Annotated in this window: 13 protein-coding genes; 9 read left to right on the top strand and 4 right to left on the bottom strand. The window is 69.7% G+C overall.

From position 1 onward, the window contains the following. Positions 1-37 precede the first annotated feature (37 nt). The 7 genes from mreC to ACZ48Z_RS17620 all read left to right on the top strand — a co-directional run bounded on the left by mreC (position 38) and on the right by ACZ48Z_RS17620 (position 10,117). Complete coding sequence (gene mreC / locus ACZ48Z_RS17650; protein ID WP_468736751.1) at positions 38-979, top strand: rod shape-determining protein MreC; 942 nt, start codon at positions 38-40, stop codon at positions 977-979. A 12-nt stretch (positions 980-991) separates the two neighbouring features. Then, positions 992-1,669, top strand: a complete 678-nt coding sequence (gene mreD / locus ACZ48Z_RS17645; protein ID WP_468736750.1) for a rod shape-determining protein MreD — start codon at positions 992-994, stop codon at positions 1,667-1,669. A gap of 158 nt (positions 1,670-1,827) precedes the next feature. Further along, positions 1,828-4,077 carry a penicillin-binding protein 2 gene (mrdA, locus tag ACZ48Z_RS17640; RefSeq protein ID WP_468736749.1) on the top strand — a complete coding sequence of 750 codons (2,250 nt, stop codon included), beginning with the start codon at positions 1,828-1,830 and terminating at the stop codon, positions 4,075-4,077. Next, positions 4,074-5,273 carry a rod shape-determining protein RodA gene (gene rodA, locus ACZ48Z_RS17635; protein ID WP_468736748.1) on the top strand — a complete coding sequence of 400 codons (1,200 nt, stop codon included), beginning with the start codon at positions 4,074-4,076 and terminating at the stop codon, positions 5,271-5,273. Before mrdA ends, rodA begins: the two co-directional genes overlap by 4 nt. Positions 5,274-5,408: 135 nt before the next feature. Then, the gene (locus ACZ48Z_RS17630) at positions 5,409-6,908 is read left to right on the top strand and encodes a CYTH and CHAD domain-containing protein (RefSeq protein ID WP_468736747.1); all 1,500 of its coding nucleotides are present in this window, start codon (positions 5,409-5,411) and stop codon (positions 6,906-6,908) included. Positions 6,909-6,996: 88 nt separating this feature from the next. Then, positions 6,997-8,970, top strand: a complete 1,974-nt coding sequence (locus ACZ48Z_RS17625; protein ID WP_468736746.1) for a TIGR03960 family B12-binding radical SAM protein — start codon at positions 6,997-6,999, stop codon at positions 8,968-8,970. A 76-nt stretch (positions 8,971-9,046) separates the two neighbouring features. After that, positions 9,047-10,117 (top strand): DNA polymerase III subunit beta family protein, encoded by a 1,071-nt coding sequence (locus ACZ48Z_RS17620; protein WP_468736745.1) that lies wholly within the window; start codon positions 9,047-9,049, stop codon positions 10,115-10,117. A gap of 29 nt (positions 10,118-10,146) precedes the next feature. On the opposite strand, the gene ACZ48Z_RS17615 is transcribed toward ACZ48Z_RS17620, so the two are convergent. Both ACZ48Z_RS17615 and ACZ48Z_RS17610 read right to left on the bottom strand, forming a co-directional pair. Beyond that, positions 10,147-10,845, bottom strand: coding sequence for a DUF899 domain-containing protein (locus tag ACZ48Z_RS17615; RefSeq protein WP_468736744.1), 699 nt, complete (start codon positions 10,843-10,845; stop codon positions 10,147-10,149). A gap of 177 nt (positions 10,846-11,022) precedes the next feature. After that, positions 11,023-11,754: a hypothetical protein gene (locus tag ACZ48Z_RS17610; protein WP_468736743.1), complete on the bottom strand. Its 732-nt coding sequence runs from the start codon at positions 11,752-11,754 to the stop codon at positions 11,023-11,025. A gap of 257 nt (positions 11,755-12,011) precedes the next feature. Between ACZ48Z_RS17610 and ACZ48Z_RS17605 the strand changes: the two genes are divergently transcribed. After that, a complete protein-coding gene (locus ACZ48Z_RS17605) occupies positions 12,012-13,136 on the top strand; it encodes a glycosyltransferase (protein ID WP_468736742.1) in 1,125 nt (374 codons plus the stop codon). A 457-nt stretch (positions 13,137-13,593) separates the two neighbouring features. On the opposite strand, the gene ACZ48Z_RS17600 is transcribed toward ACZ48Z_RS17605, so the two are convergent. Both ACZ48Z_RS17600 and ACZ48Z_RS17595 read right to left on the bottom strand, forming a co-directional pair. Further along, positions 13,594-14,217 carry an NADPH-dependent F420 reductase gene (locus ACZ48Z_RS17600; RefSeq protein ID WP_468736741.1) on the bottom strand — a complete coding sequence of 208 codons (624 nt, stop codon included), beginning with the start codon at positions 14,215-14,217 and terminating at the stop codon, positions 13,594-13,596. A 316-nt stretch (positions 14,218-14,533) separates the two neighbouring features. After that, positions 14,534-15,268 (bottom strand): SDR family NAD(P)-dependent oxidoreductase, encoded by a 735-nt coding sequence (locus ACZ48Z_RS17595; RefSeq protein ID WP_468736740.1) that lies wholly within the window; start codon positions 15,266-15,268, stop codon positions 14,534-14,536. Positions 15,269-15,406: 138 nt separating this feature from the next. On the opposite strand from ACZ48Z_RS17595, the gene ACZ48Z_RS17590 reads away from it, so the two are divergent. After that, positions 15,407-16,006 carry a TetR/AcrR family transcriptional regulator gene (locus ACZ48Z_RS17590; protein WP_468736739.1) on the top strand — a complete coding sequence of 200 codons (600 nt, stop codon included), beginning with the start codon at positions 15,407-15,409 and terminating at the stop codon, positions 16,004-16,006. Position 16,007 lies beyond the last annotated feature (1 nt).

The following is a 16,007-nucleotide window of genomic DNA, read 5'->3' as shown; positions in this document are numbered from 1 at the left end:
CACAAAAACTCTATTGAGGAAGGCACGGCCGCCGCACGTGAGGGACACACGAGAGAGCCGGCTGCTCCTGGTGCTGCTGATCGCCGTCGCATTCGCGCTGATCACAGTCGATATCCGTGGTGGGGAGGACTCACCTGTCGACGGTGCCCGCCGGGGCGCGGCCACCGTGTTCGGCCCGATCGAGGACGGAGTGTCGGCCGCGGTGGACCCGGTCGGCAACGCCGTGTCGGCCATCCGTGACTCCGGCGACCGGCACGACCGGCTCGCCGCGTTGCAGACGGAGAACGCGGCCCTCAAGGCGAGGCTCGGCAGCGACGACCGCAACGCCAGCCGCCTCAAACAGCTCAACAAGATGATCAAGATCGCCGGTGAGGGCCAGTACGGCATCAAGGGCGCCGAGGTCATCGCCATAGGGGCGGCCCAGGGCTTCTCCTGGACCATCACCATCGACGTCGGCGCCGACGACGGCATCCAGCGCGACATGACCGTCCTCAACGGCGACGGCCTGGTCGGGCGGGTGACGACGGTCGGCCCGAACACCGCCACCGTGCTCCTCGCCAACGACCCCGACTTCACCGTCGGCACCCGCATGGAGGCCACCGACGAACTCGGCTTCGCCTCCGGACAGGGCGACCGCCCGCTGCGCGTCGAACTCCTCAACGGCAAGGCCGACGTGAAGAAGGGCGACCGCCTGGTCACCTTCGGCTCGCAGGCCGACAAGCCCTTCGTCCCCGGCGTCCCGGTCGGCGTGGTCTCCCGCGTCGACCCCTCCGGCGGCGACCTCACCCGCACCCTCTACGTCACGCCGTACGTCAGCTTCACCAAGCTCGACATCGTCGGCGTCGTCGTCGAGGCACCGAAGAAGGACCCGCGCGACACGGTGCTGCCCGCCAAACCGAAGCCGACGCCCACGCCCACGGTGACGGTCACCGTCACCCCGTCCGCGAACGCGCCGGTCGACGGCGAGATCCAGCAGTAGGAGCTGTACCTGATGCGCGTCAACCGGATCCTGCTCTCGTCGGCCCTGATCGTCGTCGCCCTGGTGCTCCAGGTGAGCGTCCTCGCCCGCCTCCACCTCCCGGGCGCCGTCCCCGACCTGCTCCTCCTCACCGTCCTGGGCCTCGCCCTGGTCTACGGCCATGTCGGCGGCGCCCTCGTCGGCTTCGGCGCCGGCCTCCTCGCCGACCTCGCCCCGCCCGCCGACCACGCCGCGGGCCGCTACGCCCTGGTGCTGTGCGTCATCGGCTACCTCGCCGGTCTCGCCAAACCGGAGAACGGCCGGCTCAAGTCGGCCACCGGCCCCATGGTTGTCGTGGTCGCCGCCGCCGTCGGCACCACCCTGCTGTACGCCGGTGTCGGCGCCCTCGTCGGCGACACCGCGGCTCGCCATGTCGGCCTCCCCAGCCTCCTGTTCACGGCCGCCCTGTACGACCTGCTGCTCGCCCCGTTCGTCGTCCCCGGCATCATGGCGCTCGCCCGCCGCGCCGAGAACGACCCGCTGGCCGACACCGGCTCCGGGGCCAAGTCGGCGGACATCTCCTCCGGTTGGCTCTCCTCGGGCACCGGCCTGAAGATCGGCGGCCAGCGCGGCGGCCTGGGCAGCCTGAAGACCAGGGCACGGACCCGGACGACCCGGGTGGGACGCATCAAGGGAGTCAAGCGGCTGTGAGGTCGGGCGAAGTGGCTGTGAGGTCGGTCGAAGCGGCTGTGAGGACCGGCGAGTTCACTCGAACGGGTTCGCCGGGGCGGAACGCGGCTTCACAGGTCAGCCGTTCATCATTCGTACGCGCACACACGTCGGCGCACTGAGAGGGGGCGGCAACCGCAGTGACCAACATCCCCGAGACCGGACGGACCCCACGGGTCCAGATCCGACTCGTCGTCATCCAGATCCTCGTGCTGTCCCTCCTCGGCACCCTCGGCGGACGCCTGTGGTACCTCCAGATCCGCGAGGGCGACGCGTACGCCAAGGAAGCGTCCGGCAACCACGTCCAGCAGGTCGTCGAACCCGCGGTGCGCGGCTCGATCCTGGACGCCCGCGGAGTGCCGCTCGCCGACAACGAGACCCGGCTGGTGGTCTCCGCCTCCCGCACCGACCTGCTGAAGATGAGGGACGACGGCAAGGCCGTCCTCACCAAGCTGGCCAAGGTCCTCGGCATGACCGCCGCCGAGGTCACGCAGAAGGTCCGGCTGTGCGACGCGAAGACGCCCCAGCCCTGCTGGAACGGCTCGCCCTACCAGCCGATCCCCATCACCGACGAGGCCACCCCCAAGCAGGCCCTGCAGATCCGCGAGCGCGCCGAGGACTTCCCCGGCATCACCGCCGAGCCCGAGGCCGTGCGCCGCTACGCCGCCCCCGGCAAGTCCAACGCCGCCCAGGTCCTCGGCTACCTCTCGCCCGTCACCGACGACGAGATCACCAAGGCCCAGGACACCGACTCGCCCTACCTGCGCTCCGACCAGGTCGGCCGCTCCGGCCTGGAGCGCCAGTACGACAAGGAACTGCGCGGCAAGGCCGGCGTCACCCGCTACGAGGTCGACAACCTCGGCCGCGTCATCGGCGAGGCCGAGGCGGACAAGGCCCAGCCCGGCGCCAACCTCGTCACCAGCATCGACGCCCGCGTCCAGCGCGTCGCCGAGTACGAGCTCAACGACGCGATGAAGACCGCCCGCAAGCAGTTCGACAAGATCACCGGCGAGAACTACAAGGCCGACTCCGGTGCCGTGGTCGTGATGGAGGCCAAGACCGGCCGGATCGTCGCCATGGCGTCCGCACCGACGTACGACCCGAATGTCTGGGTCGGTGGCATCTCCGCCAAGGACTACAAGAAGCTCACCGGCAAGAACTCCGACTACCCGCTGCTCAACAGGGCCATACAGGGTCAGTCCGCGCCCGGTTCGACGTTCAAGGTCGTCTCCACGGCCGCCGCGGTCGAGGCCGGCTACGAGTGGGACGGCGGCTACCCCTGCACCAGCTCCTACACGGTCGGCAACCAGGTCTTCAAGAACTTCGAGGGGGAGAACTTCGGCCCCATCTCCCTCGGCCGCGCCCTCGAGGTCTCCTGCGACACCGTCTTCTACGGCCTCGCCGACCGGGAGTGGAAGAAGGACGGCGGCATCAACCCCGCGAAGGGTGAGCCCAAGGACTACTTCTACAAGGCCGCCCACCAGTTCGGCCTCGGCAAGACCACCGGCATCGACCTGCCCAACGAGGTCACCGGCCGAGTCCCGGACCGCCAGTGGAAGCAGGACTACTGGAAAGCCAACAAGGACTCCTGGTGCAGGACCGGCAAGAAGGACGGCACCTACGTCGAGAAGATCGCGTACGAGAACTGCCTCGAAGGCAACAAGATGCGCGAGGGCGACTCGATCAACTACTCCATCGGCCAGGGAGACACCCTCGTCACCCCGATCCAGGAGGCCAAGATCTACGGGGCGCTCGCCAACGGCGGCACCATGTACGAGCCGACCATCGGCAAGGCGATCGTCAGCGCCGACGGCAAGACCGTCCACGAGATCAAGCCCAAGGCCGTCGGCAAGCTGCCGATCGGCCAGGCCGCCCTCAAGGGGATGGACACAGCCCTTGAAGGAGTCGTCACCCGGGGTACGGCCGCCTGGAAGTTCGGGGGCTGGCCGCAGGACAAGATCCCGCTGCACGCCAAGACCGGTACCGCCGAGGTCTACGGCAAGCAGACCACGTCATGGCTGGCCACGTACTCCAAGGACTACACGGTCATCATGACGATCGCCCAGGCCGGTACCGGCTCCGGCGCCTCCGGCGAGGCCGTGCGCGGCATCTACAACGCCCTGTACGGCGTCTCCGACGACGGCACCATCGACAAGAAGAACGCCCTGCTCCCCACCCCCCAGAAGAGCCTGCCGAAGATCCAGACGGACGGGACCATCAAGTCCCCGAGAATCGCCAAGGACCCGGCCAAGGACCAGCGGGCCAGCCAGCAGAGCGCTCCCGAGCCGGACGAGACACAGCCGGGCGCGACCGTGAACACGGCGACCCCCGGCAACCGCGACACACGCAGGCGCCGCCGCGGGCGGGGAAGCCGGAGGATGCTCACATGACCGGGGCGAACAGCTTCCAGGTCTCCGGATACGGCCCCGCACGCGCGGGCTGGACCCGGCTGCTGGCCCGCGACTCGCTCGCCCGCCGGCTGGACTGGCCGATACTGTTCTCGGCCCTCGCCCTCTCCATGATCGGATCGATCCTCGTCTTCTCGGCGACCCGCAACCGCACCGAGATCAACCAGGGCGACCCGTACTACTTCCTGCTCCGCCACCTCATGAACACCGGCATCGGGTTCGCCCTGATGATCGGCGTGGTCTGGGTCGGCCACCGCACCCTGCGCACCGCCGTGCCCCTGCTCTACGGCGCCTCGGTCCTCCTGCTCCTGATGGTGCTCACCCCGCTGGGCTCCACGGTCAACGGCGCCCACTCCTGGATCGTGCTCGGCGGCGGCTTCTCGCTCCAGCCCTCGGAGTTCGTGAAGATCACGATCATCCTGGGCATGGCGATGCTGCTGTCGGCCCGGGTCGACGCGGGCGACAAGCCCTACCCCGACCACCGCACAGTGCTCCAGGCGCTCGGCCTTGCCGCCGTACCCATGCTGATCGTGATGCTCATGCCCGACCTCGGGTCGGTCATGGTCATGGTCATCATCGTGCTCGGTGTGCTGCTCGCCTCCGGCGCCTCCAACCGCTGGGTCTTCGGCCTGCTCGCCGCGGGCGCGACCGGCGCGATCGCGGTCTGGCAGCTGCACATCCTGGACGAGTACCAGATCGCCCGCTTCGCCGCCTTCGCCAACCCCAGCCTCGACCCGGCGGGCGTCGGCTACAACACCAACCAGGCCCGCATCGCCATCGGTTCGGGCGGACTGACGGGTGCGGGTCTCTTCCACGGTTCGCAGACCACCGGCCAGTTCGTGCCGGAGCAGCAGACCGACTTCGTCTTCACCGTCGCCGGTGAAGAACTGGGCTTCGTCGGCGCGGGCCTGATCATCGTCCTGCTCGGGGTCGTCCTGTGGCGGGCCTGCCGGATCGCCCGCGAGACGACCGAGCTGTACGGCACGATCGTGGCCGCCGGCATCGTCGCGTGGTTCGCCTTCCAGGCCTTCGAGAACATCGGCATGACCCTCGGGATCATGCCGGTCACCGGACTGCCGCTGCCGTTCGTGTCGTACGGCGGATCGTCGATGTTCGCGGTGTGGGTGGCAGTCGGGCTGCTGCAGTCGATCAGAGTGCAGAGGCCGATGTCGGCGTAGGCCCGGATGAACCGGCCGCGGGGGTGAGCTGGGCCGCGAGGCCGGCCGCGCCGGAGTGTGAGCGGGGGCGGTCGGGGTGAGCCGGGTGGCGGTGGCCCCCTGCCACAACAGCCGCCCGGCCACTAGATTCGGGTCATGGCGGACACAAAGCGGGAGATCGAGCGGAAGTACGAGTCCCACGAGAGCGGACTGCCCGACCTGACGGGAGTCGCCGGGGTCGAGGCAGTCGTGGACAAGGGCGTGGCGCATCTGGACGCCACCTATTACGACACCGTTGACGAACGCCTCATCACCTCCTCGATCACCCTGCGCCGCCGCACCGGCGGATCCGACGCCGGCTGGCACCTGAAGTTCCCCGTCGCTCCCGGCGTGCGCGACGAGATCCGGGCCCCGATGTCCGACACCCTCCCCGACGAGCTCGCCGCTCTGGTGCGCTCCCGGGTCCGGGACGTCGAGGTGCTGCCGGTGGTGCGCCTGCGTTCGGACCGTGACGTACGCCACCTCCTCGACGCGGAGGGCCGGCTCCTCGCCGAGGTCAGCGTGGACGCCGTGCACGCCGAGCGGCTCAGCGGCGGCCTCGGCGACGCCCAGTGGACCGAGATCGAGGTGGAGCTCGCCGACGGCGGCGACCCGGCCTTCCTCGACAAGGTGGAGAAGCGGCTGCGCAAGGCGGGCGTACGGCCGTCCGCGTCGTCCTCGAAACTGGCCCGGGCTCTTGCGGAGACGGCCCCCAGGAAGAAGCGCCCGGTCACCGGGGACCCCGTGACCGCGGGCGACCACGTCCTCGCGTACGTACGGACCCAGCGGGACGCGATCGTCGAGCTCGACCCGGCCGTCCGCAGGGACGTCGAGGACTCCGTGCACAGCATGCGCGTCGCGACCCGCCGGCTGCGCAGCGCCCTCAAGTCGTACGGCACCGTCCTCGACCGGGCCGTCACCGACCCGATCGGCGACGAACTGAAATGGCTGGCCGGCGAACTGGGCGTCGACCGCGACCGCGAGGTGCTGAGCGAACGCCTCACGGCCGCCCTCGACCAGGTGCCTCGGGCACTGGTCTCGGGATCCGTCGCCGAACGGCTCGCCATGTGGGCCGGTGACCGGCCCGGCGGGGCGAGCGCGCGGCTGATCGGCGTCCTGGACTCCCGCCGCTACCTCGCCCTGCTCGACACCCTGGACACGTTGATCGCCGACCCGCCGCTGCTGAAGGCGGCCGGGAAGAAGCCAGGGCCGGTGCTCACCAAGGCCGTGAAGAAGGACTTCGGGAAGGTCACCGGGCTCGTCGAACAGGCGCTGGAGCTCGACCCCGGCAGCGACCGGGACATCGCGATCCATGAGGCCCGCAAGAAGACCAAGCGCACCCGGTACGCGGCGGAGACGGCCCACCCCGTCCTCGGCAAACCCGCCAAGGACCTCGTCAAGTCCATGAAGTCGCTGCAGAACCTCCTGGGCGAGCACCAGGACAGCGTCATGGCCCGGCAGACCCTGCGCGAGCTGTCCGCCGTCGCCCACGCGTCGGGCGAGAGCGCCTTCACCTACGGGCTGCTCTACGGCCGCGAGGAGCAGCGGGCGGCGACCGTGGAGAGCGAGCTGCCCGGCTTCTGGGACGGGATCAAGGACGGGGTACAGGCCCTCTGACCTTCCGGGCGTTCGAGGGGTGGCCGTCACCGCGTTAGGCTGGGTGGTCATCCCTGTCAGTTCAGTCCAGCCCACGAAGGTGTGCGAGATGCCTGCCGAAGTCGCTGCGGCCGCGGAGTCTGTGTTCCCGCAGCTCGAAGCTCTGCTCCCGCATGTGCAGAAGCCGATCCAATACGTCGGCGGAGAGCTCAACTCCACCGTCAAGCCGTGGGAGTCCTGCGACGTCCGCTGGGCACTGATGTACCCGGACGCCTACGAGGTCGGTCTGCCCAACCAGGGCGTCATGATCCTCTACGAGGTCCTGAACGAGCAGGAGGGCGTCCTCGCCGAGCGCACGTACAGCGTGTGGCCGGACCTGGAGGCGTTGATGCGGGAGCACGACGTCCCGCAGTTCACGGTGGACAGCCACCGCCCCGTCGGCGCCTTCGACGTGTTCGGACTGTCCTTCTCCACGGAGCTGGGCTACACGAACATGCTGACGGCGCTGGACCTGGCGGGCATCCCGCTGGAGTCCCGCGACCGTGGCCTCGACGACCCCATCGTGCTGGCCGGCGGACACGCGGCCTTCAACCCCGAGCCGATCGCCGACTTCATCGACGCGGCGATCATCGGCGACGGCGAACAGGCCGTCCTCGACATGACGAAGATCATCCGCGACTGGAAGGCCGAGGGCCGGCCGGGCGGCCGCGAGGAGGTACTCCTCCGCCTCGCGAAGACGGGCTCGGTGTACATCCCGGCGTTCTACGACGTCGAGTACCTCCCGGACGGCCGTATCGCGCGCGTGGTCCCCAACAGGTCGGGCGTCCCGTGGCGCGTGTCCAAGCACACGGTCATGGACCTGGACGAGTGGCCCTACCCCAAGCAGCCCCTCGTCCCCCTGGCCGAGACGGTCCACGAGCGGATGTCGGTCGAGATCTTCCGCGGCTGCACCCGCGGCTGCCGCTTCTGCCAGGCGGGCATGATCACCCGCCCCGTCCGCGAACGCTCGATCACGGGCATCGGCGACATGGTCGAGAAGGGCCTGAAGGCGACCGGTTTCGAGGAGGTGGGCCTCCTCTCGCTCTCCTCGGCGGACCACTCGGAGATCGGCGACATCGCCAAGGGCCTGGCGGACCGGTACGAGGAGGACAAGATCGGCCTGTCCCTCCCCTCCACCCGCGTCGACGCCTTCAACGTGGACCTGGCGAACGAACTGACCCGCAACGGCCGCCGCTCCGGCCTGACCTTCGCCCCCGAGGGCGGCTCGGAGCGCATGCGCAAGGTCATCAACAAGATGGTCTCGGAGGACGACCTCATCCGCACGGTCTCCACCGCGTACGGCAACGGCTGGCGCCAGGTGAAGCTGTACTTCATGTGCGGCCTGCCCACCGAGACCGACGAGGACGTCCTGCAGATCGCCGACATGGCGATGAAGGTGATCGCCGAGGGCCGCAAGGCCTCCGGCCAGAACGACATCCGCTGCACCGTCTCGATCGGCGGCTTCGTCCCCAAGCCCCACACCCCCTTCCAGTGGGCCCCGCAGCTCTCCGCCGAGGAGACCGACGCCCGCCTCACCAAGCTCCGCGACAAGATCCGCGGCGACAAGAAGTACGGCCGCTCGATCGGCTTCCGCTACCACGACGGCAAGCCCGGCATCGTGGAAGGCCTCCTCTCCCGGGGCGACCGCCGCATCGGCGCCGTCATCCGCGCCGTCTACGAGGACGGCGGCCGCTTCGACGGCTGGCGCGAGCACTTCTCCTACGACCGCTGGATGGCCTGCGCCGACAAGACACTGCCCGCCTTCGGCGTGGACGTCGACTGGTACACGACCCGCGAGAAGACGTACGAGGAGGTCCTGCCCTGGGACCACCTGGACTCGGGACTGGACAAGGACTGGCTCTGGGAGGACTGGCAGGACGCCCTCGACGAGACAGAGGTCGAGGACTGCCGGTGGACGCCTTGCTTCGACTGCGGGGTGTGTCCGCAGATGGACACCCACATCCAGATCGGGCCGACCGGCAAGACCTTGTTGCCGTTGACGGTGAAGAACGCTGAGGGTGTGCCTGGTGGGCATGTGCATTGAGGGGCGGGGGTGTTGAGGGGCGTGGGTTGACCCTCGACCTTGTTCAGGGGTCAGGGTGCTGGGTGTGGAGAACGACATGCGCAGCATTGGGGAGACGGCCCGGGACAGCGGCCTCGGCGTGAGTGCCCTGCGGTTCTACGACCGTGCCGGTGTGCTGGTTCCGGCCTGGGTGGATCCGGTGAGCGGATACCGCTGGTACGAGCCGGAGCAGGTGGAGGAGGCCCGGCTGCTGGCCAGGCTGCGTCGCGGGGGGATGTCGTTGGCGGACATCCGGCTGGTGCTGGCCAGTTGGTCCCGAGTGGACACCGACCTCGTCCGGAAACTGCTCACGGCGCACCTGCGCCGGCTCGAGCAGGGGCTGTCCGATGCCCGCAGCGAGTTCTCCGCGCTCCGTGCCCTGCTCGATCACCGGGAGAACTCCATGACCTCGCTCCGTACCGCCACCGTCCGGCTGACCGTCGCCGCGCCCGAGCTCGCTGCCGCGCTGGACGCGGTCCGATTCGCGGTGAGCACCGATCGGGAGCTGCCGATGCTCGGCGGGGTCCTGCTCGACATCGAGGGCGAGAGCCTCCATGTCGTGGCCACCGACCGGTACCGCATGGCCGTCGCGCGGGCCGGGATCGCCGGGTACGGCGGGAGCCGTGTGCAGGTCATCGTGGGTGCCCCGCTCGCCGATGCGATGCGGGCGCTGCTCGACGGCGGGGGATCAGTGCGGTTCTCGGTCGACGGTGATCGCGTGACTCTGGAGGCGGGGGACGGGCAGGCGGCCGGGCTGTGCCTCGACCACGACTTCCCCGACTACCGTCGTCTCCTTCCCGTGGCCGACGGGCGCCGTGCCGTGGTCGAGGTGGCGGCTTTCCGCGCGGTCCTGGAGACCGGTCCGGTCCGTTCGGGCGAGGCCGGAGCGCCTGACCTCAGCGTGCTCACGGTGACTGACGGCGACACGGTGAGCCTCTGCGCGGACGGTGACGGCGGTGGCCCGGACCGCGTCGCGGTCAACCGTGAGTACCTGCTGGACGCGCTGGCCGCCGGAGCCCGGGACCGTCTGGTTCTGGAGCTCGGTGCCCCCACGGTGCCGGTCGTGATCCGCCGGCCCGACGACGAGGGCACCTTCTCGATGCTGATGCCGGTCCGGCTGGAGGACTGACGGTCCGTTCCCTGTGAGGAGGCCGGGGCTCAGTGGGCGGGGCCGGCGTCCGGGCCGTAGAGCGCGGCGATGTCCTTGGACCCGGCCCAGCGGCTGTAGGTGGGGGACTGGGGCCAGCCTTCGGGTGAGTCCTGCCATTCCTCCTGGCGGCCGTAGGGGAGGAGGTCGATCAGGGGGAAGGTGTGGCCGAGTTGTTCGGTGCCCCGGCCGTCGGTGTGCCAGGTGCGGTAGACGGTGTCGCCGTCGCGCAGGAAGACGTTGACCGCGAAGCCACCGTCGGGCGGTGCGCCGACGTCGGCCCCGAACGAGCTGTTCGCGGTCGAGTACCACGGCATCCGGTTGCCGACCCGCTGCTTGTAGGCGAGGGCCTCCTTGATCGGGCCCTGGGTGACGATGACGAACCGGGCGTCGTAGTTGTCGAGGAACTCCAGGCGGGTGTACTGCGAGGTGAACCCCGTGCAGCCCGGGCACTGCCATTCCTTGCCGGCGAACCACATGTGGTTGTAGACGATCAGTTGCGGCTTGCCCTCGAAGACGTCCGCCAGCCGGACGGGGCCGTCCTCGCCCTCCAGCGTGTAGTCGGGCATCTCGACCATCGGCAGGCGGCGACGCTCGGCTGCGATGGCGTCGAGTTCCCGCGTCGCGGCCTTCTCCCGGGCTCGTAGCGTCCGGAGCTGCTGTTCCCACGTTGCGGCGTCGACGACGGGTGGCAGGGCGTGTGCGGTCATGGGTTTCCTCACAGAGCTCGTGCACGGCTTTCGCTTGTGGGAAGGCAGACCCCGCCGGGCTCCGGAACTCATCGGTCGCCGGCCGACGAGTTGGGTCGGGGAAGGGTGAGGGCCCGGCCGCACCTGACGGTGGGGACGGGCCCTCGTGCTTGGTCGCACGTCTCCTGAGGGAGGGGGCTACGAGTTGCTGTCGCCCGGCGAGGGTGAGTTCAGCGAGGTCCAGGGGCCCGGACAGGTCAGGGTGGCCGGATTGCTGTTGGTGTTGGACTCCGTGCAGATGGTCTCGAAGACCAGGCCCGTCGTGGTGATGATGTCGATCTTGATGCCGGCCAGCTCCTGGTTGCCCTGGCTGTGCTCGTTGATGGACACACCGCAGGCGACGCCGGACGTCGCGGGAACCGGGTAGCCGGGGAGGTTGCTCAGATCGGTCCACCTCATGGTGTGGTCCTGGGCGGGGCGGACGTCGCGGATGCCCGCGTACGTGAAGCCGTTGCTCACCGCGCCCCGGACCTCGTACACCTGCTGGTCCTGGAAGCCGTCGATCTCCACGCAGGGGCCCGCCGCTCCCGTGGCGCCGGTGGCTCCGGTCGGGCCGGTCGGGCCCGTGGCTCCGGTGGCGCCCTTGGGGCCGGTGGCCCCCTTCGGGCCCGTGGGACCTGTGGGGCCCTTGCAGTCGCCGTGGCCGGTGGCCTCGCCGACACGGGCCTTGTGGTGGCCGGGCTTGCACTTGTCGCCGGTGCCGGGAGCGGTCGCCCGCGCGTGGTCGGTCACGGTGCGGGCGGCCGCGGCGGCCGGGGCGGCCAGGCCGGTCGCCAGGACCAGTGCGAGCGACGCAAGCGTTCCGGCCTTCTTGAACCTGTCTCGGGCCAGTGGTCCGAGCGGCGAGGATGCGCCGGCCTCAGGTCTCATGTCCATGCTCCTTGCCTCGACCGGTCCGGGGCTGCCCCGAACCCGGGTGTGAGCTTGACCGGAAAGAGGTGGTATGGCCGGTTCAGTCGCATGGAACGCGCCGTTTATCGACGTATCGGACTAGTCGATGCGTTCTGATGGGGCATTTTTCTGCCCGTGAGTACCCAGATGGGCATGGTGCGCTGTTCGGGGGGTAGCAGCGTTCGGCTTCCGCGTGGATCGGCGGCCCTGCGGCGTCCCCGTGCGACCTTGGCGCGGTGAAACAGCAGACCCTCTGCCTGTGCATGATCGTCAAGAACGAGTCGCGCGTGATCGAGCGTTGTCTGAGCGCCGTCCGCCCCTTCATCGACTACTGGGTCATCGACGACACCGGTTCGACGGACGGCACCCAGGAGCTGATCCGCTCGGTGCTGGACGGCATTCCCGGCGAGCTCCACGAGGAGCCCTGGGTCGACTTCGGGCACAACCGGACCCGGAACATCCGGCGTGCCCGGGGACGCGCCGACTACCTGCTCACCCTCGACGCCGACCACGTGCTGCGCCGGGACGCCCCGCTGCCCCGGCTCATGGCCGACTCGTACATGCTGCGCTACGACGTCCCCGGCGCCCAGCACCGGTTCAAGCACCTCATGCGGGGCGACCGGCTCTGGCGCTACGAGGGCGTCACCCACGAGTACCCCTGCACCGACGAACCCGATGTGCAGGAGAACCTGGACGCGCTCGTCGTGGAGGACCATGCCGACGGGGGGTGCCGCAGCGACAAGTTCGAGCGGGACGCGCGGCTGCTGAGAGAGGAGTTCGCGCGCGATCCCGGCAACCCGCGCACCGTCTTCTACCTCGCCAACACCGAACGCGACCTCGGGCACGCGCAGGAGGCGATCGCCCTGTACGAGCGGCGGGCCGCGATGGGCGGCTGGGGCGAGGAGGTCTACGTCTCGTTGCTCGAGGCCGGGATCCTGCATGCGGAGAGGACCGACGACTGGCCGGCGGCGATGGACGCGTTCTCGCGGGCCTGGGACGCGCGTCCGGGGCGGCTCGAGGCCTGTTACGAGCTGGCCGCGGGACTGCGCCTGAGGGGCCGTCATCACACCGCGCACGCCCTGCTCGGCCAGGTCGTCGGGCGGCCGGAACCGGACGATCTGCTGTTCACCCGGTCCTGGGTGTACCGCTGGGGCCTGCTCTTCGAGTACTCCGTCACCGCCCACTGGGTGGGGGACTTCGAGGCCGCCGTACGGGCGTGCGACCGGCTGCTGGCGCTGCCGGACCTGCCCGACGCCATCCGCGCCCAGACCGCGATCAACCGCCAGTTCTCCGCCCCGCGTGTGCCGAGGCCCTCGTCCCCCGCGCGCAGGCCGAGGGCGGGCAAGGGCCGGAAGAAGTGAAGAGACAGCGGGAGTGGCACGGTTCCCGGACAGCCGATGTGGTGGGTCTGCCGAGCAGTTGAGGGCGGCTCAAGCAGCCTCGGGTGGCGGGTACGCGGTGGCCTCGTCGTAGCGCGGTCGCCTGCGATCGTGGCGAACACCCGGGCGCCGATGAGTGGGCCGAGCCCTGGCTCGCTGGTGACGATCTCGGCGTCCGGGCGGGTGTCAGAAGATGCCACCGCTGCGGCGGTGAGGTCATCGGCGCTGGTGCAGGCGGCTTCGAGTTGCCGCGGCAGTGCCGGGGTCCGGCATCCCATGGCCTGTTCGGCCTGGGCTGGTTGCCGCATCCGAGCGAGCCGGAACGTCTCGTGGATCCGGTCTGCCTCGGGCTCGAATCCGCCTCGGCAGTCGGCCCTCCTCAGCGGCGACCGCAGCTTGGCTCGGGTGAGCCTGGTGGCTTGGAGCGGGACGGTCAGGCTCAGCCGCGAAATTCGGTGACGCCGAGGGCGAAGTCCCAGTGCCCCATTCCGTGGCCGGCGAGGCCCACCGTGAGCACGCCCGCTCCTTCCAGCCAGTGCGCCATCTTCAGGTCGCCGACGTCCAGCGGGCGCAGTCCGAGGCTCTTGACGAACGCCTCCGTGGCCGCCTTGGCCTGTGCGCTGTCTCCGGCGATGAAGACGTCGGGCCTGCCCTTCTCCAGGACGTCACGGAAGACGGTGTTGAAGGCCTTCACCACACTGGCGCCGGCCGGGGCCACGTCGGCGACTCCCTGCGCGATCGAGGTTGCCTCACCGTGGGCCAGCCCGTCGAACGCGGAGTTGAAGGGGTTGCTGATGTCGATGATGATCTTGCCCGCGAGGGCGTCTCCGTACCGAGTGACGGCCGGAACGACACCGTCGAACAACAGGGCCACGATGACGATGTCCCCGGCCGGGGCGGCGCCCCACTCTCCTGTCGTGGCGCCGCCGCCGAGAGCCTTGGCCAGCTCGACGGCCTTGGAGTGGTCGCGGCCCATGACCTCGACGGTGTTGCCGCCAGCTATCGCCCGCGCGCCGATGGTGCGGGCCATGTTTCCGGTGCCGATGATGCTGATGCTGCTCATGAGGTGTGCCCTCTTCCTGGTTCTCGAACTTTCGCTTCGTCTCGTTCGCGCCCGGTCGGGCTCAGCGCGTCGGCCGGCACCTCGCTGACGGTCTCTACGGCCGTCATGACGGCCTCGCGGACGGTGGCGGCTCACCGCCGAGCGGGCTGCGATCTCGTTCACGGTTCGCGGACGGCCGTCACGACGGTGCGGTCCGGCGGCACGGGCATCGCTGAGCCCCCGGCGGCGCGGACGGCGGCGGACGGGTTCGGCGGGCTCGTGGTGTGATCGGACGGCCCGGCTGTGTGTGCGTGCGACGGCTGCTCGTGCGTGGTGGTCAGACGACGGTGGTGCCGCCGTCGGTGACCAGTTCCAGGCCGTTGACGTAGCTGGAGTCGTCGGAGGCGAGGAAGAGTGCGACCTGTGCGATCTCGTCGGGGCGGCCCATCTTTCCGCGGGGGATGAGGGCTTCGAAGGCCTTCATGGTTGCCTCGTCGAACAGTTCTTCCTGCTTGGCTGTGGCGACCTGGCCGGGGGTGAGCACGTTGACGCGGATGTTCCGGTCCTTGAGCTCGTTGAGCCAGACGCGGGCCCAGGCCTGCTGTACGGCCTTGCTGCCCGCGTACACGCTCCATCCGGGAAAGCCCCGGAGGGAGGCGTTCGAGCCGGTCATGAAGATCGAGGCGCCGTCGTTGAGCAGGGGCAGTGCCTTCTGCACGGTGAACAGGGTGCCGCGCGCGTTGAGATAGAAGGCGTCGTGGAACTGGGCTTCGGTGATCTCGCCGAGGTTGGCCGGCGCGCCCGTCCCGGCGCTGGCCCACAGCACGTCGATCGAGCCCTTTTCCTTCCTGACCGTGGCGTACAGGCGGTCCAGGTCGCCCAGGTCGGATGCGTCGCCCTGTACGCCGGTGACGTTGCGGCCGATCAGCTTGACGGCCTCGTCCAGCGCTCCCTGCCGTCGGCCCTGGATGAAGACGTGGGCTCCTTCTTCGACGAACAGTTGGGCGCCGGCCAGTGCCATGCCGGTCGTGCCGCCGGTGATCACTGCGACCTTGCCATCGAGCTTTCCCACGATCACTCCAGAACTGGTTGCTGTGCGGAGCAGCCCGGACCTTATGTATACCGGGTTGTGTGCTTAACCGTATGGGAGGGCCGACCGGAGCGCAAGCTATGCACACCGATCCGTACCCAACTGGGCTACGCTGGAGGTATGACGGAGTTGGAGAAGGGCCCCCAGGGCCGACGCCGCGGCAGGGGTGCGCTCGAGCGCATGATCGGCGCGTCCCGGCAACTGTTCCGCGATCAGGGCATCAACCGCACCGGCATGGACCAGCTGTGCGCGGTGGCCCAGGTCTCGAAGCGCACGGCCTACCAGCACTTCGCCGGCAAGGACGAACTCGTTGCCGAATACCTGCGCCGGTTCGATCCCGGCCTCATGTCCGCCGTGTTCGACCGCACCGACCTCACCCCCCGCGAACGGCTGCTCGCCGCCTTCGAGTTGCCGACGTCCGGGACAGAGGACCTCACGCCCATGTGCCCCTACATCGCGGCGGCCGTAGAGCTCCACGACCCCCAGCACCCCGCGTCCCAATACGCGCGTGACTACAAGAAGGCCATCGCCGCGCGCCTGGCCGAAACCGCCCGCGAAGCCGGTGCCACCGACCCCGAACAACTTGGCGAACAGCTCGCGCTGCTCCTCGACGGCGCCGCGGCCCGCACCCGAGTCCTCAACGCCGAAGCTTTCCCCACCGCCGCCGCCATCGCCGCCGTCCTCATCGACACCGCCATCCCCGCCACGGCCCGCCGATGAC

It is taken from the genome of Streptomyces sp. NPDC031225 (assembly GCF_055570355.1).
Note: the sequence above shows the minus strand (reverse complement) of the source record. Positions and strands in the feature narration are given on the sequence as shown.

Excerpts from the sequence above, each read along its gene's own strand:
- mreD (WP_468736750.1), top strand. The coding sequence starts at position 992 with ATGCGCGTCAACCGGATCCTGCTCTCGTCGGCCCTGATCGTCGTCGCC.
- rodA (WP_468736748.1), top strand. The coding sequence starts at position 4,074 with ATGACCGGGGCGAACAGCTTCCAGGTCTCCGGATACGGCCCCGCACGC.
- ACZ48Z_RS17630 (WP_468736747.1), top strand. The coding sequence starts at position 5,409 with ATGGCGGACACAAAGCGGGAGATCGAGCGGAAGTACGAGTCCCACGAG.
- ACZ48Z_RS17625 (WP_468736746.1), top strand. The coding sequence starts at position 6,997 with ATGCCTGCCGAAGTCGCTGCGGCCGCGGAGTCTGTGTTCCCGCAGCTC.
- ACZ48Z_RS17620 (WP_468736745.1), top strand. The coding sequence starts at position 9,047 with ATGCGCAGCATTGGGGAGACGGCCCGGGACAGCGGCCTCGGCGTGAGT.
- ACZ48Z_RS17615 (WP_468736744.1), bottom strand. The coding sequence starts at position 10,845 with ATGACCGCACACGCCCTGCCACCCGTCGTCGACGCCGCAACGTGGGAA.
- ACZ48Z_RS17610 (WP_468736743.1), bottom strand. The coding sequence starts at position 11,754 with ATGAGACCTGAGGCCGGCGCATCCTCGCCGCTCGGACCACTGGCCCGA.
- ACZ48Z_RS17600 (WP_468736741.1), bottom strand. The coding sequence starts at position 14,217 with ATGAGCAGCATCAGCATCATCGGCACCGGAAACATGGCCCGCACCATC.
- ACZ48Z_RS17590 (WP_468736739.1), top strand. The coding sequence starts at position 15,407 with ATGACGGAGTTGGAGAAGGGCCCCCAGGGCCGACGCCGCGGCAGGGGT.